The organism is Rhodococcus sp. T7, from assembly GCF_009872365.1.
Classification (GTDB): domain Bacteria; phylum Actinomycetota; class Actinomycetes; order Mycobacteriales; family Mycobacteriaceae; genus Rhodococcus_F.
Genome location: NZ_WXYH01000111.1, coordinates 34,783 through 60,191 on the forward strand (window position 1 = coordinate 34,783; position 25,409 = coordinate 60,191).

General features: G+C 68.4%; 29 protein-coding genes and 3 tRNA genes. 15 read left to right on the forward strand and 17 right to left on the reverse strand.

Annotated features, from left to right (window positions below; translation table 11 throughout):
- Together wzm and MLGJGCBP_RS13560 are read right to left on the reverse strand one after the other, a co-directional pair.
- Positions 1-873: a galactan export ABC transporter permease subunit Wzm/RfbD gene (gene wzm / locus MLGJGCBP_RS13555; protein ID WP_160096188.1), complete on the reverse strand. Its 873-nt coding sequence runs from the start codon at positions 871-873 to the stop codon at positions 1-3.
- Between the two features lie 48 nt (positions 874-921).
- Positions 922-1,518 (reverse strand): bacterial proteasome activator family protein, encoded by a 597-nt coding sequence (locus MLGJGCBP_RS13560; RefSeq protein ID WP_160096189.1) that lies wholly within the window; start codon positions 1,516-1,518, stop codon positions 922-924.
- Between the two features lie 132 nt (positions 1,519-1,650).
- Here MLGJGCBP_RS13560 and MLGJGCBP_RS13565 point away from each other — a divergent pair, with 132 nt between their 5' ends.
- On the forward strand, positions 1,651-2,853 hold the full coding sequence (locus MLGJGCBP_RS13565; protein WP_012691164.1) for a cysteine desulfurase-like protein: 1,203 nt from the start codon (positions 1,651-1,653) through the stop codon (positions 2,851-2,853).
- Between the two features lie 61 nt (positions 2,854-2,914).
- Here MLGJGCBP_RS13565 and MLGJGCBP_RS13570 read toward each other — a convergent pair whose 3' ends face one another.
- Complete coding sequence (locus MLGJGCBP_RS13570; protein ID WP_160096190.1) at positions 2,915-3,910, reverse strand: NAD(P)H-quinone oxidoreductase; 996 nt, start codon at positions 3,908-3,910, stop codon at positions 2,915-2,917.
- A gap of 122 nt (positions 3,911-4,032) precedes the next feature.
- Between MLGJGCBP_RS13570 and MLGJGCBP_RS13575 the strand changes: the two genes are divergently transcribed.
- From MLGJGCBP_RS13575 to MLGJGCBP_RS13590, 4 genes are all read left to right on the forward strand, one after another.
- Positions 4,033-4,515 carry a MarR family winged helix-turn-helix transcriptional regulator gene (locus MLGJGCBP_RS13575; RefSeq protein WP_087561581.1) on the forward strand — a complete coding sequence of 161 codons (483 nt, stop codon included), beginning with the start codon at positions 4,033-4,035 and terminating at the stop codon, positions 4,513-4,515.
- Between the two features lie 42 nt (positions 4,516-4,557).
- A tRNA-Ser gene (locus MLGJGCBP_RS13580) sits at positions 4,558-4,644 on the forward strand.
- Between the two features lie 227 nt (positions 4,645-4,871).
- On the forward strand, positions 4,872-5,396 hold the full coding sequence (locus MLGJGCBP_RS13585) for a hypothetical protein (RefSeq protein WP_160096191.1): 525 nt from the start codon (positions 4,872-4,874) through the stop codon (positions 5,394-5,396).
- Positions 5,393-6,013 (forward strand): RES family NAD+ phosphorylase, encoded by a 621-nt coding sequence (locus MLGJGCBP_RS13590; protein WP_160096192.1) that lies wholly within the window; start codon positions 5,393-5,395, stop codon positions 6,011-6,013. The genes MLGJGCBP_RS13585 and MLGJGCBP_RS13590 overlap by 4 nt, the downstream gene beginning before the upstream one ends.
- Before the next feature lie 72 nt (positions 6,014-6,085).
- On the opposite strand, the gene MLGJGCBP_RS13595 is transcribed toward MLGJGCBP_RS13590, so the two are convergent.
- The 4 genes from MLGJGCBP_RS13595 to MLGJGCBP_RS54295 are packed head-to-tail and all read right to left on the reverse strand — an operon-like array spanning position 6,086 to position 8,516.
- Positions 6,086-6,448 carry a TfoX/Sxy family protein gene (locus tag MLGJGCBP_RS13595; RefSeq protein WP_160096193.1) on the reverse strand — a complete coding sequence of 121 codons (363 nt, stop codon included), beginning with the start codon at positions 6,446-6,448 and terminating at the stop codon, positions 6,086-6,088.
- Between the two features lie 2 nt (positions 6,449-6,450).
- On the reverse strand, positions 6,451-7,242 hold the full coding sequence (locus tag MLGJGCBP_RS13600; RefSeq protein ID WP_160096194.1) for a VOC family protein: 792 nt from the start codon (positions 7,240-7,242) through the stop codon (positions 6,451-6,453).
- A gap of 24 nt (positions 7,243-7,266) precedes the next feature.
- Entirely contained in the window at positions 7,267-8,250 is a 984-nt protein-coding gene (locus tag MLGJGCBP_RS13605) for a TIGR03086 family metal-binding protein (protein ID WP_160096195.1), read from the reverse strand.
- Entirely contained in the window at positions 8,250-8,516 is a 267-nt protein-coding gene (locus MLGJGCBP_RS54295; protein ID WP_236581075.1) for an ArsR/SmtB family transcription factor, read from the reverse strand. Before MLGJGCBP_RS54295 ends, MLGJGCBP_RS13605 begins: the two co-directional genes overlap by 1 nt.
- A 141-nt stretch (positions 8,517-8,657) precedes the next feature.
- Here MLGJGCBP_RS54295 and MLGJGCBP_RS13615 point away from each other — a divergent pair, with 141 nt between their 5' ends.
- Together MLGJGCBP_RS13615 and MLGJGCBP_RS13620 are read left to right on the forward strand one after the other, a co-directional pair.
- Complete coding sequence (locus tag MLGJGCBP_RS13615; protein WP_160096196.1) at positions 8,658-9,290, forward strand: maleylpyruvate isomerase family mycothiol-dependent enzyme; 633 nt, start codon at positions 8,658-8,660, stop codon at positions 9,288-9,290.
- A gap of 144 nt (positions 9,291-9,434) precedes the next feature.
- A complete protein-coding gene (locus MLGJGCBP_RS13620) occupies positions 9,435-10,436 on the forward strand; it encodes an alpha/beta hydrolase (RefSeq protein ID WP_087561573.1) in 1,002 nt (333 codons plus the stop codon).
- Positions 10,437-10,446: 10 nt separating this feature from the next.
- On the opposite strand, the gene MLGJGCBP_RS13625 is transcribed toward MLGJGCBP_RS13620, so the two are convergent.
- Both MLGJGCBP_RS13625 and hisC read right to left on the reverse strand, forming a co-directional pair.
- Positions 10,447-12,144, reverse strand: a complete 1,698-nt coding sequence (locus MLGJGCBP_RS13625; RefSeq protein WP_160096197.1) for a bifunctional metallophosphatase/5'-nucleotidase — start codon at positions 12,142-12,144, stop codon at positions 10,447-10,449.
- An 89-nt stretch (positions 12,145-12,233) separates the two neighbouring features.
- Positions 12,234-13,310: a histidinol-phosphate transaminase gene (hisC, locus tag MLGJGCBP_RS13630; RefSeq protein ID WP_160096436.1), complete on the reverse strand. Its 1,077-nt coding sequence runs from the start codon at positions 13,308-13,310 to the stop codon at positions 12,234-12,236.
- Between the two features lie 61 nt (positions 13,311-13,371).
- Here hisC and MLGJGCBP_RS13635 point away from each other — a divergent pair, with 61 nt between their 5' ends.
- The 3 genes from MLGJGCBP_RS13635 (at position 13,372) to MLGJGCBP_RS13645 (ending at position 14,403) form a co-directional block, all read left to right on the forward strand.
- Complete coding sequence (locus MLGJGCBP_RS13635; protein WP_087561571.1) at positions 13,372-14,094, forward strand: dienelactone hydrolase family protein; 723 nt, start codon at positions 13,372-13,374, stop codon at positions 14,092-14,094.
- 99 nt (positions 14,095-14,193) lie between these two features.
- Positions 14,194-14,285: transfer RNA gene (locus tag MLGJGCBP_RS13640), tRNA-Ser, on the forward strand.
- A 45-nt stretch (positions 14,286-14,330) separates the two neighbouring features.
- A tRNA-Arg gene (locus tag MLGJGCBP_RS13645) sits at positions 14,331-14,403 on the forward strand.
- 71 nt (positions 14,404-14,474) lie between these two features.
- Here MLGJGCBP_RS13645 and MLGJGCBP_RS13650 read toward each other — a convergent pair.
- Positions 14,475-14,939 (reverse strand): ArsI/CadI family heavy metal resistance metalloenzyme, encoded by a 465-nt coding sequence (locus MLGJGCBP_RS13650; RefSeq protein ID WP_087561570.1) that lies wholly within the window; start codon positions 14,937-14,939, stop codon positions 14,475-14,477.
- A 94-nt stretch (positions 14,940-15,033) separates the two neighbouring features.
- Between MLGJGCBP_RS13650 and MLGJGCBP_RS13655 the strand changes: the two genes are divergently transcribed.
- Positions 15,034-15,393 (forward strand): Rv2640c family ArsR-like transcriptional regulator, encoded by a 360-nt coding sequence (locus MLGJGCBP_RS13655; protein WP_160096198.1) that lies wholly within the window; start codon positions 15,034-15,036, stop codon positions 15,391-15,393.
- Between the two features lie 4 nt (positions 15,394-15,397).
- Here MLGJGCBP_RS13655 and MLGJGCBP_RS13660 read toward each other — a convergent pair whose 3' ends face one another.
- Complete coding sequence (locus MLGJGCBP_RS13660) at positions 15,398-15,871, reverse strand: hypothetical protein (protein WP_087561568.1); 474 nt, start codon at positions 15,869-15,871, stop codon at positions 15,398-15,400.
- Between the two features lie 74 nt (positions 15,872-15,945).
- Positions 15,946-16,311 (reverse strand): YybH family protein, encoded by a 366-nt coding sequence (locus MLGJGCBP_RS13665; RefSeq protein WP_160096199.1) that lies wholly within the window; start codon positions 16,309-16,311, stop codon positions 15,946-15,948.
- Between the two features lie 101 nt (positions 16,312-16,412).
- On the opposite strand from MLGJGCBP_RS13665, the gene MLGJGCBP_RS13670 reads away from it, so the two are divergent.
- Positions 16,413-17,321, forward strand: a complete 909-nt coding sequence (locus MLGJGCBP_RS13670) for a LysR family transcriptional regulator (RefSeq protein WP_160096201.1) — start codon at positions 16,413-16,415, stop codon at positions 17,319-17,321.
- A 4-nt stretch (positions 17,322-17,325) separates the two neighbouring features.
- Here MLGJGCBP_RS13670 and MLGJGCBP_RS13675 read toward each other — a convergent pair whose 3' ends face one another.
- The 3 genes from MLGJGCBP_RS13675 to MLGJGCBP_RS13685 are packed head-to-tail and all read right to left on the reverse strand — an operon-like array spanning position 17,326 to position 20,227.
- Positions 17,326-18,093 (reverse strand): SDR family oxidoreductase, encoded by a 768-nt coding sequence (locus MLGJGCBP_RS13675; RefSeq protein ID WP_160096203.1) that lies wholly within the window; start codon positions 18,091-18,093, stop codon positions 17,326-17,328.
- Entirely contained in the window at positions 18,090-18,830 is a 741-nt protein-coding gene (locus tag MLGJGCBP_RS13680) for a fumarylacetoacetate hydrolase family protein (protein ID WP_160096205.1), read from the reverse strand. The genes MLGJGCBP_RS13675 and MLGJGCBP_RS13680 overlap by 4 nt, the downstream gene beginning before the upstream one ends.
- Complete coding sequence (locus MLGJGCBP_RS13685; protein WP_160096437.1) at positions 18,827-20,227, reverse strand: MFS transporter; 1,401 nt, start codon at positions 20,225-20,227, stop codon at positions 18,827-18,829. The genes MLGJGCBP_RS13680 and MLGJGCBP_RS13685 overlap by 4 nt, the downstream gene beginning before the upstream one ends.
- A gap of 227 nt (positions 20,228-20,454) precedes the next feature.
- On the opposite strand from MLGJGCBP_RS13685, the gene MLGJGCBP_RS13690 reads away from it, so the two are divergent.
- On the forward strand, positions 20,455-21,528 hold the full coding sequence (locus tag MLGJGCBP_RS13690) for a D-2-hydroxyacid dehydrogenase (protein ID WP_160096207.1): 1,074 nt from the start codon (positions 20,455-20,457) through the stop codon (positions 21,526-21,528).
- A 50-nt stretch (positions 21,529-21,578) separates the two neighbouring features.
- Here MLGJGCBP_RS13690 and MLGJGCBP_RS13695 read toward each other — a convergent pair whose 3' ends face one another.
- Positions 21,579-21,920, reverse strand: coding sequence for an SHOCT domain-containing protein (locus tag MLGJGCBP_RS13695; RefSeq protein WP_087561561.1), 342 nt, complete (start codon positions 21,918-21,920; stop codon positions 21,579-21,581).
- Positions 21,921-21,948: 28 nt separating this feature from the next.
- Positions 21,949-22,377 (reverse strand): DUF6325 family protein, encoded by a 429-nt coding sequence (locus MLGJGCBP_RS13700; RefSeq protein ID WP_087561560.1) that lies wholly within the window; start codon positions 22,375-22,377, stop codon positions 21,949-21,951.
- A gap of 182 nt (positions 22,378-22,559) precedes the next feature.
- On the opposite strand from MLGJGCBP_RS13700, the gene MLGJGCBP_RS13705 reads away from it, so the two are divergent.
- On the forward strand, positions 22,560-23,804 hold the full coding sequence (locus MLGJGCBP_RS13705; protein ID WP_160096209.1) for a cation:proton antiporter: 1,245 nt from the start codon (positions 22,560-22,562) through the stop codon (positions 23,802-23,804).
- Positions 23,801-25,369 (forward strand): MFS transporter, encoded by a 1,569-nt coding sequence (locus MLGJGCBP_RS13710; RefSeq protein WP_160096211.1) that lies wholly within the window; start codon positions 23,801-23,803, stop codon positions 25,367-25,369. Before MLGJGCBP_RS13705 ends, MLGJGCBP_RS13710 begins: the two co-directional genes overlap by 4 nt.
- Positions 25,370-25,409: the final 40 nt, after the last annotated feature.

Sequence of the window (25,409 nt, forward strand, 5' to 3'; positions counted from 1 at the left end):
CTATACCCAGTAGGGCACGCGGGCCCGGTACTTGCGAAGCGCGAGGATGGCGGCGGTCCACCCGACGACGGTGATGGCCAGCACGATGTACCAGTGGTACGCCTGCTGGTCCTGGCCGATCATCGGCGCGCGCACGATGTCGAGGTAGTGGAACAGCGGGTTCAGCTCGGCGAGCTTGACGCGCTCGGCGGCCTGACCGCCCTGCACCTCCAGGCTCTGCGTGGTCCACATGATCGGTGTCAGCACGAACAGCAGCAGCGTCATGCTGCCGAGGATCGGCGCGATGTCCCGGTAGCGGGTGGAGAAGATGCCGAACATGATCGACACCCACGCCGCGTTGACGACGATCAGCGCGATCGCCGGGATCGCGGCCAGCGACATCCAGGTCAGGTGCCGCCACACCCCGAACGCGAACACCATGATCACGTAGATGACGAGGTTGTGGGCGAACAGCAGCAGTTGCCGCCACACCAGCCGATACACGTGGACGCTCAGCGCCGACGGCAGCTGTTTGATCAGCCCCTCGTTGGCGATGAACACCTCGGACCCCTCGAGGATGCTCGCGCTGATCAGGTTCCAGACGATCAGACCCACCGTGACGTACGGCAGGAACTCGTCCAGCGGGATGTCCAGCAGGGCCGAGTAGAGGATGCCCATCGCCGCGGCCTGCACGCCGGTGGCGATGGTGATCCAGAACGGGCCGATCACCGACCGGCGGTAGCGCTGCTTGATGTCCTGCCAGCCGAGGCTCAGCCACAGCTCGCGCTGAGCGAAGCCGTCCCTGAGGTCCTTGAACGCACGCCGGAAGGTCTGCGAGTCGGACGCCGGGAGCGGGCCGCCTGCGGCCTCGGTTTCGATAGCGGATGCTGACACGGGCACCGAGCCTACCGGGAGTCGAGTTCCATGCTGTTTCGCCCGTTGCTACAGGTACTGGCCGGTACCGCTCGACTGCGATCCCGGATCGTTGTTGTGCGGCCCGTGCGGGTTGCCCATGCTGATGCCCGGAGGCAGGGCTCCCTGACGCATCTGCTCGAGTTGGGAGCGGGCCGCCATCTGCTGGGCGAACAGGGCCGTCTGGATGCCGTGGAACAGTCCTTCCAGCCACCCCACCAGCTGTGCCTGCGCGATGCGGAGTTCGGCGTCGCTGGGGACGGTGTCGTCGGTGAAGGGCAGCGTGAGGCGTTCGAGTTCGTCGCGCAGTTCGGGGGCCAGGCCCTGCTCGAGCTCGTGGATCGACGACTTGTGGATCTCCTTCAGCCGGTTGCGGCTGGCGTCGTCGAGCGGTGCCGCGCGCACCTCCTCCAGTAGCTGCTTGATCATCGTTCCGATGCGCATGACCTTGGCCGGCTGCTCCACCATGTCGGCGATCGACTCGGCGCCGTTCCCGTTCCCGTTCTCGGTTGCGGCGGCTGCGGCGGTGGAGTCCTCGGGCTTGCTCGCGGCCTCCGCGACGGGAATGGCCATGGGCTGACCGTCGGGACCGATCACGACTACGTGTTCATTCTCCGAGTTCGTCATGCCTCCATCTTGGCTGTTCCTGCGCGGCAGTGCGAAAGTGCGTCCGATTTGGCCCTTTCCATCTATGTTGCATTTGGCAACAATCGATGGCTGGCTTCGACCGTATTGACTTGGGGTCTTAGAGTGTCGGGCATGGCTTACGACGTTGCCCGCGTTCGGGGACTCATCCCCTCACTCGGCGACGGTTGGATCCATCTCGATCCGCAGGCCGGCATGCAGATTCCGGACGCGGTGTCGCGCACTGTCTCCACGGCCTTCCGGGCTTCTGCCTCTTCGTCGACCGGACGACATGTGTCCAGCCGGCGCAGTGCGGCGGTTCTCGATGCGGCCCGAGCAGCCGTCGCCGACCTGGTCGGAGGCGATCCCGCCGGGGTCGTACTCGGACCCGACCGATCCGTTCTCCTGGCCTGGCTGGCGGAGTCGCTGAGCACGCGACTCGGTCTCGGAACCGGGCTCGTGCTCTCCCGCCTCGACGAGGAAGCGAACGTGGCGCCCTGGCTGCGCGTCGCCAGCCGTTACGGCGCCCAGGTGCGGTGGGCGGAGGTCGAGATCGAGACCTGCGAACTCCCCAGCTGGCAGTTCCAGGACCTCATCACCACCACGACGCGTCTGGTCGCACTCACCGCCGCCTCCCCGATCGTCGGCTCGGCGCCCGACGTCCGCGTCGCCTCGGACCGCGTCCACGAAGTCGGCGGACTGATGGTCGTCGACGCGATCGGCGCCGCCCCCTACGCGCACGTCGACATCAATGAACTCGGTGCGGACGTCGTCGCCGTCGGCGCCACCTCCTGGGGTGGACCGCAGGTCGGGGCACTCGTCTTCCGCGACCCCTCCCTCCTCGACCGCATCCCGGCCGTGTCGCTGAACCCGTATGCGCGGGGTGTCGAACGTCTCGAGGTCGGGGTGCACCAGTTCGCGCTCCTCGCCGGACTCACCACGTCGATCGACTTCCTCGCGAACCTCGACGAGTCGGCCACCGGTTCCCGGCGCGAGAAGCTCGAGGCGTCCATCAGCTCACTGCAGAACTACCAGGACACCCTGTTCGACCACCTCATGTCCTCGCTGAAGCGGCTACCGCAGGTCATGGTCATCGGGCGGTCGCCGAGCCGGGTTCCCACGCTCAGCTTCACCGTCGCCGGAGTCTCGGCCGACAAGGTCGCCTCGCACCTCGCAGACAAGCGCATCGCCACCGTCAGCGGCGTCCACGGCGGTTCCCGGCTGCTCGACGCCCTCGGTGTCAACGACGAGGGCGGCGCCGTCACCATCGGGCTCGCGCCGTACACGACCCGCTACGAGATCGACCAGCTCGTCAACGAGCTCGCCACCCTGGGCTGAAACCGAGCTCGCCCGATGTGACATTCGTTTCGTCGGGACGAAGGTCACACCGGGCGACGCGTCACTTCCGCGGGATCGTCAGGATCACCTTGCCGACGGTGTCGGCGGAGTCGAGCAGTTCGTGTCCGCGCGGCGCCTCGGTGATGGGCAGTTCGGCCGAGACGACGGGGTGGACCGCGCCCTCCGCGATCAGCGGCCACAGCCGCTTGCGGACGTCGGCGACGATCTCGGCCTTGCCCTCGCGACCCGACTCGGGGCGTCCCCGCAGTCCGGCGGCGGTCACGTGGGCGCGTTTGGCCAGCACCTTGCCCAGGTCCAGTTCGCCCTTGCGGCCGCCCTGCATGCCGATGACGACGAGCCGGCCGTCGGCGGCGAGCGCGTCGACGTTGCGGCCGAGGTACGCGCCGCCCATGTTGTCGAGGATCACGTCGGCGCCGTGTCCGCCCGTCGCCTTGCGGATCTCGTCGACGAAATCGGCTTCCCGGTAGTTGACGAGGATGTCGGCGCCGAGTTCGCGGCAGCGCGCCAGTTTCTCCTCGGATCCGGCGGTGACGGCCACGCGCGCGCCCAGCGCGACACCCACCTGGATGGCGTGGGTGCCGATGCCGCCGCCGCCGCCGTGCACCAGCAGCACGTCGCCGCGGGACAGTCCGGCGCCCATCACGACGTTCGCCCATACCGTGCACGCGACCTCCGGCAGCGACGCCGCGACGAGCAGATCCACCCCTTCGGGGAGTGGGAGAAGCTGCGACGCGGGGACGGCCACCTTCTCCGCGTAGCCGCCGCCGGCCAGCAGCGCACACACCTGGTCGCCGACGGACCAGCCGGACACTCCCTCGCCGAGTTCGGCGATCGTGCCGGAACATTCGAGCCCGAGGATGTCGCTGGCCCCGGGCGGCGGGGGATAGAACCCCTGACGCTGCAGCAGGTCGGCGCGGTTGACGGCCGTCGCGGCGACGTCGAGGAGGACGTGACCGGGGGGAAGTTCCGGGTCCGGCTGCTCGGCCCACGTCATGACTTCGGGGCCGCCCGGTTGGTCGATGGTGATCGCATACATGGGAACGACGCTAGCGAAACGCGGCGCCGTCCGGTGCCGGCGACCGGTCGAAGCGACCGCTCGGCCTCTTCCGGCACCGCACGCTACTGGAAAGTAATGTCGGACTACTAGAATGTGAACCTGTGACAGCAGAAACCTCCGACGCCGAAGCCGCGACCAACTGGTTGACGGCGGCCGAGATGCGCGCATGGCGCGGATACATGGACGGCAACCAGCGGCTGATGGACGTCCTCAACCGGGATCTGCAGGAGAAACACGACCTCTCCCTCGCGGACTACCGGATTCTGGTGCTGCTGTCCGAGTCGCCGGACGGTTCGCTGCGCATGAGTGACCTCGCGGACGGCGTCCTCTCCTCCCGCAGCCGCCTCACCCACCAGATCCGGCGGATGGAGGCGCAGGGCATGGTCACTCGCGACACCTGCCTCGAAGACGGCCGCGGGGTGCTCGCCGTCATCACCGACGAAGGTCGCGCCCGGCTCGCCGACGCGGCCCCCACTCACGTGGCCGGGGTGCGCAGCAACCTCGTCGATCTGCTCACCAAGTCTCAGCTCAAGGTTCTCGCCGAGGTGTTCGAACGCGTCGACAAGGCCATCGGCGACCGCTGACCGGTTGCCCGATGCCGCCTCCGTACCGATAAGATCGCCCACGGAAGCGTGGCAGAGCGGCCGAATGCACTCGCCTTGAAAGCGAGCGTGGCGTTAAACCCACCGGGGGTTCAAATCCCTCCGCTTCCGCAGAGTGAAAAGGCTCTGATCTGGTGATGGATGCCAGGTCGGAGCCTTTTTCGTTGCGGTGACCGGTGAAGGTCAGTCGGCCCGTGCCCACGTTTTGCCCACACCTGCCGCAGATCGAGCCTGATCGAGCATTGGACGGGATTGGAGCAACGAGCTCCCATGGCGTTGACCTGGTTGTCGGATCTCGGAACACTTGGGTTGACGCAGTTGACCGCTAGGAGGAGCGCATGGACCCCCTGGTCGAGCAGGAACGCAAGCTCATGGCCCTTCTCACCCGCCGCGTCCACGAGACGTTCACCGACGCGCGCGCGGCCGGCGTCCCCGCCGAAATCTTCGACGATGTCGAATCGATCGCCGCGTCGATGGCCGCGGCACTGCCCACCACCCACGTCTACGACTTGCTGGTGGGCCCGTTCTACGACACCGGCGGCCTGACCCGGTGGTGGGGCATCAGCCGCCAAGCGGTCAACAAGGCTGTCGCCGCAGGCACCGTGATCGCCTGCCGGCTCGACGACGGCCAGTGGGTCTACCCGACGTGGCAGTTCACGGACGCGAGAACGGTGCATCCGCACCTGATCGCCTTGTGGAAGGCTCTGCGCACAGCCGCCGACCCGTGGACCTGCGCGGTCTGGCTGCGCAGCCCGCAGCCCGAACTCGGCGACCGCACTGCGGTCGACTGGGTCACCACCGGCCGCTCGGTCGAGGAGCCGCTAGCGCTTGCCCGGGCCGACGCCGAGCGGTGGGCCGCGTGACACGAGATTCCGTTGCCCTCCGCCCTCCGTCCCGTCCACTGCAGCATTTCCCCGGTTGCGAGCTCACCGCGGCGCAGGCGCTGCACCGCGGACACAGCAAGGGAAACGGTCCGTGGTGGTTCTCCTCCTTCGGCGGCGGCCGGTTCGATCTGACACCGCCACGGGGCACCTGCTACCTCGCGCTCGACGAGCTCACCGCGATCCGGGAGACCGTCGGGGCGGCGCTGGCGACGACCGGGATCATCAGCGAGGACTTCGCCGCAGTACGCCAGCTGTCGAACCTGGTCGTGCCTCACGCACACCGCGTGGCCGACACCTGCGCGGACGCGGCCGCGGATTTCGGTCTGACCCGAGAACTGTCGTCCATGACCCCCTATTCGGTGCCGCAGGAATGGGCCGCCGCGTTCGACGCCGTCAGCTTCACCGGCCTGCGGTACCAGACCCGCTTCACCACCGGCCCGAGCGCCAACGCAGTGGCGCTGTTCGGGGAGGCGGGTGAGGCGGACTGGCCGACAGACCCGAGTCCCGAGCCGCTCACGGTGGCCGCTCGCCGGCACGGCTTCACCGTCGCACGCCCGCCGCGGTCGGTGCGCATCGTCTCGCCGCCGACGAGCTGATCCGGCTCCACGGCCACATCACCATCACAAAACTCTGCGTGAGACTACGGGGATGAGGGCTGCTGTCGTTTCCTACTTCTTCCGCGGCTTCGGCTGTTTCGGTGGCAGTTCGGCGACCTCGGCGAGCGCGCGTTCGATCCACGGGGTGGCGAGGCCCGGGGTGTCCCGCCACCGGTCGGGTATGGCCAGGTATTCGCGCATCGGCTTCTCACCCGGGCCGAATCGGCCGACGCCGTCGGTGGACGCCAGTTCGGCTTTCGCCTGCTCGTCGAGGAGCCGCACCCCGACGCTCGGCCCGAGCAGCCCGGCGAACATGTTGCCGTTCACGAACGCGCCCAAATTGCCGAACATCGGCTTCACCTCGACGCCGGGGGTGTCGGGGATCAGCGAGCGGAAGAACTGCTTGTCCTCCTCGGAGGGTTTGGGCATCTTCACCGCTACTGACCCTGACGTTCCTCGGGCGTCATGATGCTGAACGTCGCGCCCTGCGGGTCGGCGACACCGGCCATGCGGCCGACGGTGGGGATGTCCATCGCTTCTTCGACGATCGTGCCGCCGAGTTCGACGACCTTGGCGGCGCTGGCGTCCACGTTCTCGACGGCGAAGTACACCCGCCAGTGATTGGGGGTGCCGGGCGTCATCGGCTGACCGCAGCCCCCGACCTGATCCTCGCCCACCTCGAGCAGGTGGTACGTGTACTCCGGCCCCATCGACATCGTCGACGACGTGATCCCGAAGACGCTGTTGTAGAACGCGAGTGCCTTGTCTACGTCGCCGGTGTTCAGTTCGTTCCACAGGCACGCGCCCGGGTCGCCGACGAGCGAGGCCCCGATGTGCCTGTTCGCCTGCCACAATCCGACGGCCGCCCCGGTGGGGTCGGTGACGAAGGACATGCGACCGGCGTCCGAGACGTCGAACGCAGGCATCAGCACCTGGCCGCCGGCGCCGGGGACCTTCGCGACCGTCGCGTCGACGTCGTCGACCGCGATGTAGGTGTTCCAATTCGCAGGCGCCCCCGCCTTCGCCGCGTCGGGCGGCAGTGGCGCGATGGCGGCGACGTTCTCGCCGCGCACCGTGGCCATCGAGTAGACGGGGCCCTCGGGCATCGGCCGGTCGTCGTACTCCCAGCCGAGCAGTTCCGAATAGAACTCCTTGGCCGCGTCCTGATCGCTGGTTTGCAGGTCTACCCAGCTCGGTGTTCCCTGGGCGTATTCCGACTTGTTGGGCATGACTGGACCTTTCCGTGTGAGGTGTCAGGCCGCCGGGACGGGGTGGCGGCCGGTGTAGGCGATGAGCCGGGTCACCGCGTCGCTGGTGTGCTCGACGGGTACGGGGTCGTCGAACCCGACGGCCTTCCTGCCTTCGGGCGAGATGATCTTGTGTGCCAACGCCAGCACGTATTCGGCGAGCGGCTCGGAAACGGCCACGTCGCGATCGGTCGCTGCCGCGAAATCCCAGGCGTGGATCAGGAATTCGATCGACAGGATCCCCGCTGCGACGGTTGCGGGGGCGTTGTTCGTCCCGAGCGTCACGGTGCCGTCCAGGCCGCGATTGCGCCACGCCTCCAGCGCGGGCTGGGCGAGGTCGGCGATTCTGGCCTCGACGGGTTTGCCGGGGTCGTCGTCGAACGTCGCGCCCGCCGCGCCGCCGAGGGCGGTGATCGAACCGACGAGATGATCGGCGAGCTGGGCGACGGTGAACTCGGTGCACGGCGTCTGCCGGGACATGTCCTCCGCCGTGACGCCGCGCAGGACGCGTTGCACGACAGCCAATGTCGCTTCGGCGCTGGACAGTTCGTCGAGCGGGTCCGGTGCGGCCGCCCAGTCGTCGGGCCCGGCGTCGCTGGTCTGCGCGGCGACGACGAGCCGGTCGAGGTAATGGTTCCAGCCCTCCGCGTGGCGGGTGGCCTGTTCGGCGTTCAGCCCGTCGTGCACGAGGCGCACCTCGGTGCCGCCGGCGGTCGGGGTGAGGGTGACCGTCACGGTGGACGCTCCCGGTGGGAGTTCGTCGTCGCCTTCCCAGCCCCATCCGAACACCACCCGCTGTCCGGGAACGACCTCCCGGAAGGTGCCCGCCGCCGAGTGCCCGGGAACCACGGTCCACCGGTACTCGCCTCCGGCCTGCAGGTCGACGCGGGCCGCGACGGTCTGCCACCGCCGCAATCGGTCCGGTCTGGTGACGAGATCGAACGTGGCGTCCGGGTCCAGCGGGACGACGACGGTCTTGTCGAATGGCATCAGCTGTCTCCTTTGGATCCTGCTTCGTCGGTGGCGTCCGCGACGAGGCGGTCGAGTTCGTCGATCCAGAAGGAGTCGAACAACGTGCGGAGCTGTGCGAGTCCCTGAGGATCGAGCCGGTAGTACCTGAAGCGTCCGTCCTTGCGCGCGGTGACCAGCCCGGCCTCGGTGAGCACCCGGAGATGTTGCGAGATCGCAGACCGGCTCGCTGGGAAGTGTGCGGCGAGGTTGTTGACGGTCTGTTCACCTGCTGTCAGCAGTTGCATGAGGCGTCTCCGGGTGGGCTCAGCTGCGACTTCCAACTGATCGAGCACGACCAATACGTTAGTCGTGACTAACACGTTGTGCAATGGGTCTCGCCGCCAACGCCGCGAAGTGGAAGAATTCTTGGCGACGAGGGAGTGAAAATGACAACGTCAAGCCCCTGGCCCACGATTCACCAAGAACGCCGCGCCCTGGTGGACGACCTCGAACCGCTGACCGACACTCAGTGGTCGACGCCGTCGCTCTGCGAGCGGTGGACAGTGCGGGACGTGTTCGCGCACATGACGGCGACGGAGAAGATGACGCCGCCGAAATTCGTCGGAAAACTCGTCGGGTCGGGATTTCGGATCAACAACATGTTCGAGAAGGACATCGCACACGAAGAGGAAGGAACACCGGCGGAGTCGCTCGACGAGTTCCGGGCGCACATGGCCGACTCCACCCACCCACCGGGCCCGATCGACGCCATGCTGGGCGAGATGATCGTCCACGGCGAGGACATCCGCCGGCCGCTCGGCATCGCGCACGAGTATCCGATGGACGCCGTCGTCCGCGTCGCCGACTTCTACAAGAATTCGAACCTGCTGATCGGGTCGAAGTCGCGGGTCGCCGGGCTGACGCTGCGGGCGACCGACACCGACTGGAGCAACGGATCGGGACCCGAGGTCTCCGGCCCGATGCTGGCGCTCGTGCTGGCGATGACGGGACGCAGCGCCTCGCTCGACGAACTCAGCGGGGAAGGTCTTGATCAGCTGAAGTCGGCACTGTCCAAGTAGCGGTCCGCCAAGCGAACCGTGGTGACTACAACGTGATCACGGTGGAGCACACAGCTGTCACAAACCCTCTAAGCTCTTGTTGACCGGACGCATTTTGTACTGTGCAATCGGGGTCCACACAGTCCGGGGAAGAGGGTTTACTTTATGCGTCGCGAAGCAATGGCTGCTGTCGGTCTGGCAGTGTCACTGACCCTTCTGGGGCCGGCGTTCACTGCAGTGGCCGATCCGGTGCCTGCTCCGGTCGCGCCCCAGGGCCACGGCGTCGCGAGCGTCGACAAGATCGTCCCGCTCACCGACACCCGTAGTGCCGTCTTCATCAATTCCCCCGCCATGGGCCGTGTCGTCCAGGTGCAGGTCCTGCATCCCGCCGGTGGCGGCTCGCGGCCGTCGCTGTATCTGCTCGACGGCGTCAGTGCGGGCGCCGAGTCGGACTTCCGCGAAAGCACGTGGACGCAGAAGACGGACGTCGTCCAGTTCTTCGCCGACAAGAAGGTCAACGTGGTGCTCCCGGTGGGGGGCACCGCCAGCTACTACACCGACTGGCTGCAGCCCGACCCCACGCTGGGAATCAACAAGTGGGAGACGTTCCTGGCCGACGAACTCCCGCCGATCATCGACAAGAACTTCAGCGGCAACGGCGTCAACGCCGTCGCGGGTGTGTCGATGGGCGCGATGGGCGCCGCCAACCTCGTCACCAGGCACCCGCAGCTCTACCGCGGACTCGCGGCCTACAGCGGATGCCTCGACAACTCGAACCCCAGCTCGCGTGACTCGGTCCGCGGCACGGTGGCGTTCAAGGGCGGGAACCCGGCCAACATGTGGGGTCCCGACACCGATCCCGCCTGGACCGCGCACGATCCGTCGGTGAACGCCGAAGCGCTGCGCGGCAAGCAGATCTACATCTCCACCGGCAACGGGCTTCCCGGACCGTACGAGATCACCGGAGACATCGCGTCCACGATCGCGGTGGGCGGCCCGCTCGAGGCGGCGGCGAACCTCTGCACGCAGACGTTCCAGCGACGCCTGACCCAGCTCGCGATCCCGGCGACGTTCGCCTACCGCAATTTCGGCACGCATTCGTGGCCGTACTGGCAGGACGAACTGCGCACGTCGTGGCCGGTCCTGAAGAGCGCGCTCGGCGTCTGAACGGGCGTTCCTAACCGACCACGGTGATCCGGTCGGTGTTCGGCGGCGTAACGGGTGAATGCGCTCCCAGATACGTCGTGAAGGCGTCGAGGTCGCAGCCCGCGTGCACCGTCTCCGTGCGGGTGCGGAACGCGTCGAACCCGTCGCCGCCGTCGGCGAGGAACTTGTTGACCGCCACCCGGTAGGAGAGCGCGGGGTCGACGGCTGCACCGTTCACCCGGAGGTCCGAGATGCGTTCGCCGACGATCGCCGAGCGATCCAGCGCGTATGTCAGCGAACTCGACGGCGCCAGGATCCGCTCGGTGACCGTGCCGTCCCCGCGGGGCTGGAACTGCTGCTCCAGGGCGGTCTTCAGCACCGCGCCGGTGACGGTCAGGACCTCGAGGGTGTTGCCGAACGGTTGAGCGGCGTACGTCTGCCCGTACGTGACGGCGCCGTCGGCGCCGCGCAGCAGGTCTTCGCGGAGTCCGCCGGGGTTGGTGAGCGCCACCTGGGCGCCGTGCCCGGACCCGGCGGCGAGCTGGGCGTCGGCGACGACGTTTCCGAGGGTCGATTCGCCGCCGGCGGTCTCGTCGCGGGTGAGGTCGCCGGACAGCGACGCCACCCGCGCCGCACCGATCCGGGAGGCCTGGGCGGTGGCGCTGTCGGCGAGCGCCTGGATGTCGGGGTCGGGCGGGATGTCGTGGGTGACCACCTGATTGAACGCGGACGTGCGGTCGCGCAGGACGTCCCGGGTGGTGCGGTCGATCGACACGTCCACCACGGAGACGATGCGGCCGTGGGACGCGCCCTGCATCATGACGCGCGGGTTGCCCATCGGGTCGGGAAACGAGCAGTTGTACTGCTGGTGGCTGTCGGCCGTGAAAATGACGTCGATCTTCGGGGACGCCCGCAGCGCGAGGTCGCGTGCCGGTCCCGACGTCACCTCGCACGAGTTCGGGCCGTTGTCGGCGACGGGTTCGGCTCCCCGGTGCAGCAGCAGCACGATGGCCCGGACGCCGAAGAAGTCGAGGAGATCCGCGGTCCGGTCGACGGCAGTGAGCTCGTCCGTGAAGCGCAGCCCGCCGACGCCCTCCGGGGTCACCATCGTGGCGGTGTCGGCGGGCATGGTCGCGATGACCCCGACCGGGATGCCTTCCACGTAGTCGACGGTGAACGGCAGTGTCGCGGGTGCGCCGTCGTCGAACTCCATGTTCGCGGCGAGGAGTGGGAAGTCCGCGCCCGCGAACGTGTTTCCGAACCGGCAGCCGTCGACGGGATGGCAGCCCCCGGTCTGCATCCGCCGGAACTCGGTGTATCCCTCGTCGAGTTCGTGATTGCCGATCGCGGACGCGTCGACGCCCATCCGGTTGAGCAGTTGCACGGTTGGTTCGTCGTGGAACATCGCGGATTCGAGCGCCGACGACCCCCAGTTGTCGCCCACCGAATACAGCAGTGCACGGGTGGCCTGACCGCGCAGCTGGGCGACGTAGGCGGCCAGGTAGGCGGCGCCGCCGGCCGGGACCAGCGAACCGTCGGCGTGCTTGACCTGGCTGCGGACGCCGGGCGGCGGTTCGAGGCTGCCGTGGAGGTCGTTGAAAGCGAGGAGCCGGACGGAGACCGCCGAATCCTGGGCCTGCGCCGACAGCCCCGACGTCACCGAGATCGCCAGTGTTGTCGCCAGTCCAGCCGCCAGCACGGCAGTGCGGAGCGCGGCGCGGCGACGCATGGACGGTCTCCCTTCGGCAAAACCTCACTGAGTCTGCCAACAAGGAGTCACGGGCGTTGTACCCGTGGGTAACGTTTACATCTCGAGCGTTACGCCCGGACGGCGATGTTCGCGATCGAGCGCGCCTCGGTGCTCGTCGCGAACGCGAGGAACGCGTCGTTCTCCTCGGGATCGCCGATCGTGATCCGCACCCCGTCGTTGCCGTACGGGCGCAGCACGACACCGGCCTCGGCGCTGGCCGCGCCGAACGCTCCGGAGCGGGTGCCCAGCGGGAGGTAGACGAAGTTGGCGGCGGATTCGGGCACCTCGTATCCGGCGGCGAGCAGGGCGTCGCGTACCCGGCCCCGCTCGGCGACGATGCCGTCCGTGCGTGCCAGCAGTTCACCGGATGCGGCCAGCGACGCGATGGCGGCGGCCTGCGCGACGGCGTTGACCGTGAACGCGATGTGGACCTTGCTCAGCGCGGTGACGACCGCGGGATCGGCGATCGCGTATCCCACACGGAGACCCGCCAGGCCGTAGGCCTTGGAGAACGTGCGCAACACCACCACGTTCGGGTACCGGCGGAACAGGTCGAGACCGTCGGCGCCCGACCGGTTGTACTCGAAGTAGGCCTCGTCGAGGGCGACGACCACGCGGTCGGGCACGGCGTCGAGGAACCGCTCGAGCTCATCCGTGCCCAGGGCAGGCCCGGTCGGATTGTTCGGGGTGCAGACGAAGATCAGCCGCGTCCGGTCGGTGACCGCGGCCGCCATCGCATCGAGGTCGTGCCGGTAGTCGGGGGTGAGGGGCACCGTGACCGGGACCGCGCCCGCCACGCTGGTGACCACGGGGTACGCCTCGAACGAGCGCCACGCGAACATGACTTCGTCACCGTCGTTGCAGGTGGCGTGGACGAGTTCCTGGCACAGGCTCACGGATCCGGCCCCGACCGCGACGTTCGCAGTGGTCACCCCGAAGTGGTCGGCGAGGGCCGCGATCAGCGCGACGTGACCGTTGTCCGGGTACCGGTTCGCGACGGCGACGGCGTCTGCGATGGCGTCGCGCACGCTCGGTAACGGTCCCAGCGTGGTCTCGTTGCTGGCCAGCTTGATCGCGCCGGGATAGCTCTTGCCGGGAACGTATGCCGTGATCGAGTCGAGGTCTGCCCTGGTTCGCGGAGTCACCAGGCGATTATGCGCCTCCCGATCCACTGCGCCGACGCCCCCTTCGTGCCAAGGTAGGGACATGTCGGGATTCTTCAGGGACAGTGCGGCCCTGCGGACGTCCGGAGACGCGCCCGTAGACCCGCAGAGGCGCGTTCCGCTCACCGCGGTGGAACCGGACGGTCCGGCGCGGGGCGGGATCGTGATCCTGCACGAGTCGCGCACGTTCAGCGACGCCCTCCTCGATCTGATGCGTTCGCTCGCGATGGAGGGGTGGGTGACGGTGGCGCCGCACCTCTTCCACCGGGAACCGGCGACCAGCGACGTCGAGGTGTTCGGCGACGCCCTGTTCGCCGACTTCGACGCCACCTTCGACTGGCTGATCGCGCGGGGGATCTACGCCGACTGCGTAGGGGTGCTGGGCTTCGACGACGCCGGGACCGCCGCTCTGCTCGTCGCCACGACCCGTCCCGTCGGTGCCGCCGTGAGCGTCGCCGCCCGCGGAATCGTCGAACCGCTGTCGGAGGACGCGCCCGCGCTGGTGCACGCGGCGCCCGGGCTGAAGGCGCCGTGGCTCGGTCTGTACGGGGAGGACGACCCGTCCACACCGCCCGATCAGGTCGAGATGTTGCGCGACGCCACCGCCAAGTCCGACGTCGCGGGACTCGTCGTGAGTTATGCCGGGCTCGCGCACCGGGCCGACGAACCTCCACAGGTGCCCGACCGGGACGACGACCCGGGCGCGCAGGCCATCGTCGACGCGCAGCGGCGGATCTTCGACTGGTTCGACAGCCACCTGCGTTAGAGCGGCCATTCCTGCGCGCTGACCAGCCGTTTTGCCTTTGTGGTGGAAAGGTGTGTAATCTTTCGCACCGGCGGTCCGAAGGGATCGGAACCACCCCAGGGAGGCGTGCCAGAGCGGCCGAATGGGACTCACTGCTAATGAGTTGTCCCTTTTACGAGGGACCGGAGGTTCAAATCCTCTCGCCTCCGCCACACCGGGCCTAGACGGCCGGTGAAAGCTAGACAACTGAAGAACATGCGCCCGTAGCTCAACGGATAGAGCACTTGACTACGGATCAAGAGGTTAGGGGTTCGAATCCCTTCGGGCGCACAAAGAAACCCCGTCGACTGTAGTGATGCAGGCGGCGGGGTTTCTCTATTGCTCCCATCCGGCGGCCCGGGTCAGCAGCAGGAGGTTCCGGCGTCGGTGCCGCAGCAGGTGGCCTCCTCGGCATCGGCGGCGGTGTCGGAGTCACGGTGCCGGGGGCTCGACCCGAACGTGTCGGAGTCGGCGAGCACGGTGTAGACCTCCCACTTCTCGCCGGCTGGGCCGGTGACCCACACCTTGTCCTGGGTGGCGAAGCAGCAGGTGGTGCCGATCTCTTCGTCGGTGAAGAGGCCCTCCGCGGTCAGCCGGGTGATCTCCTCGTGCACTTCGGCGCTCGATTCGACCTCGACGCCGAGGTGGTTGACGGTGCCGCCCTGGCCGGGGTTCTCCAGCAGCACCAGTTTCAGGGGTGGTTTCGTGATGGCGAAATTCGCGTATCCCGGCTTCAGTTTCGCGGGCCGGGTGTCGAACAATTTCGAGTAGAACGTGACTGCTTCCTCCAGGTCGTCGACATTGAGGGCTAGTTGGGCGCGGGACATGACAACCTCCACTTGTGTGACATATGTCGAATTGCTCTGCATTCACAGAATCCCACCTTTTTGACATATGTCAAGAAGGTGGGATCATGGCTTCATGCCCAAGACGCTGCCGGTTCTCGATGTGTCCGGACCGATCTGCTGCGCGCCCGTCTCGGCCGCCCCGATGACCGACGAGTCCGCGCTGCACGTCGCGCTCCGGCTCAAGGCCCTGGCCGATCCGGTCCGGATCAAGCTGATGTCGATCCTGCTGACCACGAGCGAGGGCGAGGTGTGCACGTGCGATCTCGCGACCGGCGTGGGCCTGTCCGAGTCGACCGTCAGCCACCACCTCGGCCAGCTGAAGAAGGCGGGAATGGTCCAGGCAGTGCGCCGCGGCATGAACGTCTTCTACAGCGCTCGACCGGATGCCCTCGACGCACTGCGGGTCGTCCTCGACCCCAACTGCTGCGCCTGACCGGTCACGACGTTCGCGTGCTCGATTCGAGGCCGATGGTGGTGGTCGTCGAACCGAGGCCGATCCGCGGCCAACCGGCGGTGACCGAGATGAAACCCGATGCGGGGATCGCGTCGAGCCAGTAGTGCGGCTCGGTCCGGTACTCGGGCGGCCCGCTCCCGCACGGCTTCGACGCCGCCGCCGGATGGTAGGGGTCGGCCTCACCCTCGATGTCGTCGACGCGCGCCCGCACCGACAGATAGGACCACCGCGTCGACGGATCGTCCGGGTCGGACAGCGAGCGGGTCTCGTACTGCGCCAGCTCCGCGGGTCTGCCCGTCGCGGTCAGGGCCATCCGGAGCTGGAGGCCGTCCGGGAACGCCACGATCTCGAACAGCTCGAGCGTGAGGTGGTCTTCGGCCGTGAGGAGCAGGGGGCCGTGGACCCGGTGTCCTCCGGTGGTGGGTGGTGCTACTGCCGGCCAACGCGGTCTGCGCATGACCTCTATGATCCCACCGATCCGAATGCAGATGCAATGGTGGACAACGAAGTTCATGCCGTGTAGGGGCCGGCTCAGCTGGTGGGCGGGACGAATTCCGGCTGGTCGAGGAGTCGGAGCCAGGTTCCGTCCGGCTGCCTGCGGACGACCTGCGCCCGCGCGCCGGATCCGTCCTTCGGCGGGGTGGACGTGAGCGCGATGTCGTCACTGATCAGGGTGGGGAGCGGTGTCTCCGGTTCGAAGTGCGGCGCGTTCGCGAGCACCGACTCCCACAGCTTCCGGATGGCGGCCCGGCCGACGGTCCGGCTGCCGGGCGGGTACGCCATCACGGCGTTCTCCTCGTACAGGGCGGCGACTCCGGCCGCGTCGCCCGCGTTGCTGCGCTCCACGAACAGTCGGGTGAGGTCTTCGGGGTGCTGGGCCTTCTCGTAGTCGGTCACCGGGAATCCTTTCGTGGCTGAACTGCGGTCCCTTTCCAGGGTGGTGCCGGCGCAACCGGAAGTCCAACAGATAGTTCTGCTGAATACTAGAATCAGTGGTTATGGAACTGAGGCAACTCGAGTACTTCGTCGCGGTCGCCGAGGAAGCGAACTTCACCCGTGCCGCGGAACGCGTCCACATCAGCCAGTCGGGAATCAGCGCTCAGATCCGGCAACTCGAGCACGACCTCGGCGCCACGCTGATCGACCGGTCGAGCCGGACGGCGACGCTCACGGCGGCGGGGGAGGCGGCGCTGCTGCACGCCCGCGCGGCCCTCGCCTCGGCCGACGCCATGCGGCAGGCCGTCGACGACGTGAACCAGCTGATCCGGGGGAGGCTCGTCGTCGGGATGGTCACCGCGTGCACGATCAAGCCGCTGTTCGACGCGCTGTCCGCGTTCCACGTCGCGCACCCCGGGATCGAGATCACGCTCACCGAGGACAGCTCCGACCGCCTCGTCGAACGCGTCCGCGCCGGTGCGATCGATCTCGCTCTCGTCGCCACCTCGACCGCCCCGCCGGAAGGGCTGGACGCGTTCCCGATCATCAGCGAGGGGCTGGTCGCCGCAGTGTCGCCGGATCACCCGCTGGCCGGGCAGTCGCGAGTCACGCTGACCGAACTCGGCGACCATTCGATCGTATGTATGCCGACGGGAACGGGCATCCGGACGGTGTTCGACGAGGCGTGTGCGGCCGCAGGCCTGCGTCCCGACATCGCCCTGCAGGCGAGCGCACCGGACGCCGTCGCCGACCTCGCGATCCGCGGGCTGGGCGTCGCGATCCTCAGCGAGTCGATGGCCACGGACTACCGGGGCCGATTGACGGCGGTCGCTCTCGACGGCGTCGACATCCCGGCCGTGCTCGCGCTGGTCTGGAAGAGCCTCGGGGGTCCCGCGCTCCGCGAACTCGTCCGGCACACCCGCCGTTCCTTCGGGGACGTGCAGACCGAACCCGCCGCCGTCGGCCGGTGACTCGTCACACCACCGACGTCATCCCGCCGTCGACGAAGATCACCTGACCGTTGACGTACCGGGAGGCGTCCGACGCCAGCCACACCGCCGGACCCACGAGATCGTCCGGAGTGCCCCACCGGCCTGCCGGCGCCCGGCCGCGGAGCCAGGCGTCGAACTCGGCGTCGTCGACGAGGGACTGCGTCATCTCGGTGTGGATGTAGCCGGGGGCGAGGCCGTTGATCTGCAGCCCGGAGCGTGCCCACTCCGCCGTCATCGCGCGGGTCAGATTCCGCAAACCGCCCTTCGCGGCGGTGTACGGCGCGATGGTGGGCCGGGCCAGGTCGCTCTGGACGGAGCAGACGTTGACGATCTTCCCGCTGCCACGGCCGATCTGGAATCGCGCGACCGCACGCCCGACGAGGAAGGCACTGGTGAGGTCTGTCGTGATCACCCTGTTCCAGTCCTCGAGGGTTACATCGAGCAGGGGCTGGCGGTGCTGCAGCGCAGCGTTGTTCACCAGGATCTCGATCGGCCCGACCTCCGACTCGATCCGCTCGACGGATTCTGTCACCCGCCCGGGATCGGTGACGTCGAACGCGTACGCGTGGACCCGGGTCTCGCCGAACTCCGCGCCGAGCTGCTCGCGGGCCTGCGCGAGACGGCTCGGCGACACCCCGTTGAGCACGATCGTGGCGCCCGCCCCGGCCAGACCCCGCGCGAGCGCGTAGCCGATTCCCCGGCTCGAACCGGTGACGAGGGCGATGCGCCCGGACAGATCGAACAGGGTCACAGCGCACCCACCGGGTTGCCGAGCGTGCCGATTCCGTCGAGCGTGATCTCGGCGCGGTCGCCCGGTTCGACCGGGCCCGACGTGAACGGGCAACCCGTGAGCACCACGTCCCCCGGCCCCAGCGTCAGATACCGGGTGAGGTGGACCAGTTGCTCGGACACGTTCCACGCCAGCTGCCGGGTGGACGCCTCCGCCACGGTGACCCCGTTGACGCGCACGGCGATCGGCACGTCGCCGGGGTCGAGGTCCGTCTCGATCCACGGACCCAGCGGGGTGAAGCCGTCGCCGTGTTTCGCTTGGGTGAGTTTGTCGTCGAGCGCGATCTGCTCCACGGCGGTGACGTCGTTGCCGATCGTGTAGCCGAGGATCGCGGACGGGACGTCCTCGGGGCGCAGATTGCGGCACGTGCGGCGGATGACGACGGCCAGTTCGCCCTCCACGACGACCTTGCCCAGCCCCTCGTCGACCAGGATCGGATTTTCGGGGCCGATCACCGTGCGCGCCGACTTCATGAACGCCTGCAACGGGAGGTCGCGATCTCCGGGTGCGCCGTTGTGCGCCATCCCGAGCAGGACCCGCGGTTCGGCAGGCGCGAGCAGGCGCGCCCCGTCGACGTCGTGTGCGGGTCCGGTGAACGTCAAGGTGTCCGCGAACGGATCGGCCACCTCGTGCCAGCGACCGTCGCGCAGGCACACAGGCCGCGGTCCCGAGGCGGTGGCGATGCGGGCCAGCCTCATGCGTCGACCCGATCCTCGGACGGGGCAACGGCATCCGGGCCGTGCACCGGGTCGGCCATCGCGTCCCACGCGAGCCCGAGGTCGCGGCCACGGGTTTCGGGGGTCACGAACGTCGTGGCGAACGAGATGACGCTGAGGACCAGCACGTAGATCGCGAGCGGCACCCACGAGTTGTTCATCAGCGACAGCAGCAGCGCGCCGACGAACGGGGCGATGCCCCCGGCCAGGATCGCGCTCGTCTCCCGGGCCACCGCGACGCCGATGTAGCGGTGACGGTTTCCGAACAGCTCGGGCAGGGCGGCGCACTGCGCGCCGAGCATCACGTTGACGCCGATCCCGTAGCTGACCGCGAGGGTCGCGACCACGAGGTAGGGGTTGCCGAGCGAGAGTAGCCACCACGACGGGACGGCGAGGACGAGTTGCAGCGCCGCACCGAACCGGTACACCCGCATCCGGCCGAAGCGGTCCGACAGCGCGCCCGAGAACGGGATGACGAGCATGCCGATGGCGGCGCCGCACGCGATGGCGAGCGGTCCGATCGACTTGCTGACGCCCACCACGGTCGTCACGTAGCTGATGCCGAGGGTCTGGAAGATGTACGAGCCGCCGTTCTCGGCCATCCGCAGGCCGATGCCGCGGAGCACGCTGGGCATCGAACTGCCGATCAGTTCCCGGAACGGGCTCTCGCTGACCTGATCCTGCTTCTCCAACTTGATGAAGGTGGGGCTCTCCTGCATGCGGAGCCGGATGAACACGGCGACGGCGATGAGGAAGATGGAGGCCAGGAACGGCACCCGCCACACCCAGGCGAGGAGCAGTTCACGATCGATCTGACCGAGGATCGCGAAGACCCCGGACGCCATCAGGGTGCCCACCATGATCCCGACGAACGGGAGTGCGGAGAAGAACCCGCGTCGCTGGGTGGGCGAGTACTCCGCCATCAGTGTGGTGGCGCCGGCCTGCTCTGCGCCGGCGCCGAAGCCCTGCAGCAGTCGCAGCACGACCAGCAGGATCGGTGCCCAGATGCCCACCTGGGCACCGGTGGGCAGCACGCCGATCAAGGTGCTCGCACCGCCCATGATCGCGATCGTGATCATCAGGACGGCCTTGCGTCCGAGACGGTCACCGAGGGCGCCGAAGAACAGACCGCCGATGGGTCGGGCCAGGAATCCGACGGCGTACGTGCCGAAACTGGCCATCAGCGCGGCCGACGCGCCCATCGCGGGGAAGAACAGCTCACCGAAGATCAACGCCGACGCCAGGCCGTACAGGGCGAAGTCGTAGTACTCGAGTGCGCTGCCGATGGAACTGGCGAGCGTCGCGCGCTTAAGGTTCGCGGCGTAGTCCGGGTCGTCGGAGGCGCGCACCGGTCGGGTGGATCCACTGTGTTCCGGCATTTTCGAGTGTGGGGACATCTTCTGCTCCGTTGCGGGACGGGACCACGTTCAGCGCGGTCACAAATAGGTCGGTGCAGTGACCCAGGTCACTGGCATGGCGAGGACCCTACCGCGCACAGCGTTATTTGTCATACGTAATCGAAAGTGTTGACTGAATCACATGATTAGTGCAGAGTTTTTATTCTGAACATATGGCCAGAGCTGGTCTCGTACCGAAGGAAACCGCAGTGAGCGCACCTGACCCGAAGCCGCACGACGGGCGACTCCGTGTAGTCGCCGCGACCCCCGTCAGCGAGGAACTCATCGACCTCGTCACGCGGGCGGAACCGCGCATCGACTTCATCCGCGAGCAGGATCTACTGCCGCCGTCCCGATTCCCGGGCGACCACTCCGGCGACCCGTCGTTCACCCGGACCGCGGAGCAGCAGAAGGCCTTCGACGACCTGGTCGATTCGGCGCAGGCCCTGTACGGCGTGCCCGACGAGACGCCTGCGGCACTGACGAGAACGGCGCGCGTCAACCCCGGCCTCCGCTGGGTGCACACGATGCCGGCCGGCGGCGGAGCCCAGGTGAAGGCGGCCGGACTCACCGACGAGCAACTCGGCCGCATCGCATTCAGCACCTCCGCCGGCGTGCACGCGGCACCACTCGCCGAGTTCGCCGTCTTCGGCCTGCTGGCCGGCGCCAAGACCCTCCCGCGGCTACTCGCCCAGCAGCGCGACAAGACGTGGAGCGGCCGGTGGGCCATGGGAACCGTGTCCGGGCAGCGCATCGTCATCGTCGGACTGGGCAGCATCGGCCGCGCGACGGCGCTGAAGCTGAAGGCCCTCGGCGCGACGGTCGTGGGAACGAGCAGGCGCGACACCGCGGTCGAGGGGGTCGACGAGATCGTGCACCCCGACCGACTGGTGGACGTGGTCGGCGACGCGGACGGCATCGTCGTGACACTTCCCGGAACCAGCGCCACCGAAGGCCTCGTCAGCGCAAAGGTATTCGGCGCCGTCAAGCCCGGAGTGACGGTGGTGAGCGTCGGCCGCGGCAGCGTCGTCGACGAGGCCGCCATGACCGCGGCCATCGAGGACGGGCGGGTCGGCTTCGCCGCGCTGGACGTGTTCGCGTCCGAGCCGCTGGCATCCGACAGCCCGCTGTGGACGCATCCGAACGTACTGGTCAGCCCGCACACCGCGGCGCTGAATCCCGCGGAGGACCGGCTCATCGCGGAACTGTTCGCGCGCAACGCCACCCGGTTCCTCGACGGCGAGGAACTGATCAACCGCGTCGACACCGTCGAGTTCTACTGACGATCCGGAGCCACGACGGCCCGTCCGGTGGGCGGGTCGTCGTGGTCTCGTCAGGACGCGAGTAGTTTCGCCTTCGCCGCCGCGAACTCCTCGTCCGTGAGCACGCCCGCCTCCTTCAAGCGGGCGAGTTCCTGAAGGCGGGACACCAGGTCGTCGCCGCCCGCGGGTTCCGGTGGTGGTGGCGGCGGTGCCTGCTGTTGCGCCGCTTGCTGTTCCGCGTACTGCTGCTGCGCCGCCTCGTCGATCCGGGCCTGTTGCTCCGCGTCCTTGCCGGCGGCGCGCCGGTTCATCGCGTTCGACGTCGCCCGCGCGGTGCCGGTGATGACCGCAGTCCGGGCCACCGTGCCGAGCAGCCCGGGACGTCCCATGCGGCGTGGACCCCTGAAAACCATGTCGTTGCTCCGTTTCCGTTCGTGACCGTCAGACCGCGGCGGCGATGGCCGCCTCGACCACCTCGCGCGGGATGTGCAGGTGCAGAGCCACCTCGCCGCCGGCGTGGCGGGACGCCGCCGCGAGCTTGCGCGCCCACGTCTGCTCGTACACGAGCGCCACCGCCGACGTGCCCGGCTCCAGTGATTCGCGTACCACCTCGAGGTCCTCGTCGCTGATCAGCGCCTTGGCTTCGAGGGACAGGGCGGCGAGTCCGATGCTGTCGAGGTCCTCGTCCACCTCCACCTGACTCAGTGTGCCGTCGGCCCCCTTGGAGACGAACACGAGATCGAGGATGGTGACCACGCCCTGCGCGACCACCTCCCGGAACGTGTCGATCACCGCGGGATCGGCCCGCTCACCCGGAAAGGTGAGGAACAGGAACGCGACCGGACCGACATCTTCAGCTGAAATCGACATCTTCTCTCCCTGCGCTGGGTGCCCTGGTGTCGATGATCGCCACCGGCCCGGGGGTGCGCATCATCCACGACGGGTGATTCCTCGCGCCGCCGTTCATCCCTTACGGATGATGCCCCCGGGTCCGGGTTCTGTGAGGCTCGAGCGCAGTGCCGTTGCCGGGTGGTTCGAGAGACGGGTGATGCATGCCTTCCGTGGGAGCCTCGCTTTTCTGGATCGTGGCCTGCGCCGTGATCGCCCCGCTGCTCGCCGGGCTGTTCCCCCGCAAGCTGGTGCCCGAGGTCGTGCTCCTCCTCGTCGCCGGGATCGTCATCGGCCCGCACGTCTTCGACCTCGCGGTGGCGGGCAGCGAGATCGACCTGCTGCGCGAACTGGGGCTGGGGCTGCTGTTCCTGCTGGCCGGCTACGAGATCGACACGGCCGAGATCACCGGTCGCGGCGGCAGGCGGGCGCTGCTGACGTGGCTGATCTCGCTGGCGCTGGCGTTCACGGTGGTGTCGCTGCTGAGCCTGGCCCACGTGGTCGACGCGGGGACGGCGGTGGCCATCGCCATGACGTCGACGGCGCTCGGCACGCTCCTGCCGATCCTCCGGGACGCGGGCGGACTCGACACCCGGCTGGGCCGGACGATCCTCGAGCACGGCGCATTCGGTGAACTCGGCCCCGTCGTCGCGATGGCAATCCTGCTCGGGTCCCGGGGTTCGGTGGCGTCCGTCGTGGTCCTCGGACTGTTCACGGCCGCGGCCGTGCTGGTCGCGTTCATCCCCGCCCGTGTGCGGCGCGAGGGCTCCCGGATCACGGCGATCATCCGGTCGGGGGCGGAGACGACGTCGCAGACGACGGTCCGGCTGACGATGCTGCTTCTCGTTGCACTCACCGTGCTCGCGGCGGAGTTCGGGCTCGACACCATCCTCGGAGCGTTCGCAGCGGGATTCATCCTGCGCAGGGCCACACCCGACGGCGACGAGACACTCGAAACCAAACTCGACGGCCTCGCGTTCGGTTTCCTGATCCCGATCTTCTTCGTGACGTCGGGCATGGCCATCGACGTCGCCGCGGTGGCGTCCGAACCCGGCGTCCTCATCGCATTCGTCCTGCTGATCCTGCTGGTGCGGTCGGGACCGGTCTACTTCGCCGGAAGATTCGACCGCGGCGCCGACGGCACCGACCCACCCTTCACCGTCCGTGAACGCACCCAGCTGGCGCTGTACGCGGGAACCGGTCTGCCGCTGATCGTCGCCGTCACCGGTGTGGCCGTCGACTCGGGCGACATGACGCCCGCCAATGCCTCCGTGCTCGTCGCGGCGGGTGCGATCACCGTCCTCCTCTTCCCGCTCGCGGCATCGCTGCTCGCGCCGGCCCCGGACCCTGTGGCCGACCCGGCCGGCCCGGGCACACGAGGAGACAAGAACCCCGGGAGCAGACCGTGACTCGAACCGAAACGACGCAGGCGCCGGCCCGTGCGACGCTGACCCTCGCGACGCTCATCCTCGTCGCCGCCGTCGCCAACCTGAACCTGTCCGTCGCGAACGTCGCGCTCCCCGACATCGGCCGCGCATTCGACGCGAGTCAGACACAGCTGAACCTCATCGCCGTGGCCTACTCCCTCGGGCTCGCCGCGTCGGTCCTCTACCTCGGGGCGCTCGGCGACCGCTACGGGCGCAAGCAGATGCTGGTGCTCGGCATGGCTCTGTCGCTGCCGGCGTCGGCGATCGCGGGGTTCGCCGGGAACTTCGAAATACTGTTCCTCGCACGCGTTCTCGGTGGCGTCTCCGCCGGGCTCGCGTTCCCCACCACCCTCGCGATCATCACTGCGCTGTGGTCGGGACCGCCGCGCACCAAGGCGATCGCACTGTGGTCGGCCCTCGGTGGCGCGATCTCCTCGCTCGGACCGATCGTGTCGGGGGCGCTCCTCGAGCAGTTCCATTGGGGCTCGGTGTTCCTCGTGACCTTTCCGCTCGCCGGTCTCGCCCTCGTCAGCGCCATCCTGTGGGTGCCCGCCCACGTCAACGAAACGACCGATCCCGTCGACAATCTCGGCGGCATCATCTCCGTCGTCTTCATCGCCGCCCTCATCCTCGCGATCAATTTCGCGCCCGTGAACGGCTCCGGGGCGCTCGCCGTCGGTCTCGGACTGATCGCCCTCGCCGCGGGCGCCGCGTTCTTCCTGCAGCAACGGCGGGCGGCGCACCCACTGTTCGATCTGCACGTCGCCGCCCGCCCGACGTTCTGGGTGGCCGCCGTCGGTGGGGTGATCGTGTTCGGTGCCCTGATGGGCGCGATGTTCATCGGGCAGCAGTTCCTGCAGAACGTGCTCGGGTACTCCACGCTCGCCGCCGGATCCGCGATCATCCCGGCCGCCGTCGCGATGGTCGTCGTCGCACCCCGCTCCGCGAAACTCGTCGAATCGCACGGCTCCCGGTTCACCCTGCTCCTCGGCTACCTGTTCGTCGTCCTCGGACTGGTCGTCGCCCTGGTGTGGTGGGACGAGAACGCGTCGTACTGGTGGGTGGCGCTGGCCTACGCGTTCGTCGGTATCGGGGTCGGGTACGCGGGAACCCCGGCGTCGCGGTCGCTCACCGGTTCGGTGCCGGTGTCGCGGGCGGGCATGGCGTCGGGCACGTCCGATCTGCAACGCGACCTCGGTGGCGCGATCATGCAGTCGATCCTCGGTGCGGTGCTCACCGCCGGTTACGCGAAGTCGTTGTCGGCCACGATCGCCTCGTCGCCGGACGCCGACCAGGTAAACGCGGAAACCCAAGCGGCGCTCACGAAGTCGTATTCCAGCGCCGAGGTGCTCGCGGAACGCTATCCGCAGTACGCGGAGCAGATCATCGCCGCCGCCCGCAACGCCTTCCTGGACGGCGACGACCGCGCGTACCTCGCCGCGATCGTGGTGGTGTGCGCCGGGGCCGTGGTGGTGTTCTTCTTCTACCCGCGGCGCGACAAGGAGAAGCGGCTGCTGTCCGAATACGCGACCGAGAGTGCGCAGTAGGGCGAATGTATCGTCGGTCGCCTCGGAAGCGCCGAAAGGT

What these genes read in the sequence shown, in the direction of transcription:
- MLGJGCBP_RS13560 (WP_160096189.1), bottom strand. Translation starts at nt 1,518, where the DNA reads ATGACGAACTCGGAGAATGAACACGTAGTCGTGATCGGTCCCGACGGT.
- MLGJGCBP_RS13565 (WP_012691164.1), top strand. Translation starts at nt 1,651, where the DNA reads ATGGCTTACGACGTTGCCCGCGTTCGGGGACTCATCCCCTCACTCGGC.
- MLGJGCBP_RS13570 (WP_160096190.1), bottom strand. Translation starts at nt 3,910, where the DNA reads ATGTATGCGATCACCATCGACCAACCGGGCGGCCCCGAAGTCATGACG.
- MLGJGCBP_RS13585 (WP_160096191.1), top strand. Translation starts at nt 4,872, where the DNA reads ATGGACCCCCTGGTCGAGCAGGAACGCAAGCTCATGGCCCTTCTCACC.
- MLGJGCBP_RS13600 (WP_160096194.1), bottom strand. Translation starts at nt 7,242, where the DNA reads ATGCCCAACAAGTCGGAATACGCCCAGGGAACACCGAGCTGGGTAGAC.
- MLGJGCBP_RS13605 (WP_160096195.1), bottom strand. Translation starts at nt 8,250, where the DNA reads ATGCCATTCGACAAGACCGTCGTCGTCCCGCTGGACCCGGACGCCACG.
- MLGJGCBP_RS54295 (WP_236581075.1), bottom strand. Translation starts at nt 8,516, where the DNA reads ATGCAACTGCTGACAGCAGGTGAACAGACCGTCAACAACCTCGCCGCA.
- MLGJGCBP_RS13615 (WP_160096196.1), top strand. Translation starts at nt 8,658, where the DNA reads ATGACAACGTCAAGCCCCTGGCCCACGATTCACCAAGAACGCCGCGCC.
- MLGJGCBP_RS13620 (WP_087561573.1), top strand. Translation starts at nt 9,435, where the DNA reads ATGCGTCGCGAAGCAATGGCTGCTGTCGGTCTGGCAGTGTCACTGACC.
- MLGJGCBP_RS13625 (WP_160096197.1), bottom strand. Translation starts at nt 12,144, where the DNA reads ATGCGTCGCCGCGCCGCGCTCCGCACTGCCGTGCTGGCGGCTGGACTG.
- MLGJGCBP_RS13635 (WP_087561571.1), top strand. Translation starts at nt 13,372, where the DNA reads ATGTCGGGATTCTTCAGGGACAGTGCGGCCCTGCGGACGTCCGGAGAC.
- MLGJGCBP_RS13650 (WP_087561570.1), bottom strand. Translation starts at nt 14,939, where the DNA reads ATGTCCCGCGCCCAACTAGCCCTCAATGTCGACGACCTGGAGGAAGCA.
- MLGJGCBP_RS13655 (WP_160096198.1), top strand. Translation starts at nt 15,034, where the DNA reads ATGCCCAAGACGCTGCCGGTTCTCGATGTGTCCGGACCGATCTGCTGC.
- MLGJGCBP_RS13660 (WP_087561568.1), bottom strand. Translation starts at nt 15,871, where the DNA reads ATGCGCAGACCGCGTTGGCCGGCAGTAGCACCACCCACCACCGGAGGA.
- MLGJGCBP_RS13670 (WP_160096201.1), top strand. Translation starts at nt 16,413, where the DNA reads ATGGAACTGAGGCAACTCGAGTACTTCGTCGCGGTCGCCGAGGAAGCG.
- MLGJGCBP_RS13680 (WP_160096205.1), bottom strand. Translation starts at nt 18,830, where the DNA reads ATGAGGCTGGCCCGCATCGCCACCGCCTCGGGACCGCGGCCTGTGTGC.
- MLGJGCBP_RS13685 (WP_160096437.1), bottom strand. Translation starts at nt 20,227, where the DNA reads ATGCCGGAACACAGTGGATCCACCCGACCGGTGCGCGCCTCCGACGAC.
- MLGJGCBP_RS13695 (WP_087561561.1), bottom strand. Translation starts at nt 21,920, where the DNA reads ATGGTTTTCAGGGGTCCACGCCGCATGGGACGTCCCGGGCTGCTCGGC.
- MLGJGCBP_RS13700 (WP_087561560.1), bottom strand. Translation starts at nt 22,377, where the DNA reads ATGTCGATTTCAGCTGAAGATGTCGGTCCGGTCGCGTTCCTGTTCCTC.
- MLGJGCBP_RS13705 (WP_160096209.1), top strand. Translation starts at nt 22,560, where the DNA reads ATGCCTTCCGTGGGAGCCTCGCTTTTCTGGATCGTGGCCTGCGCCGTG.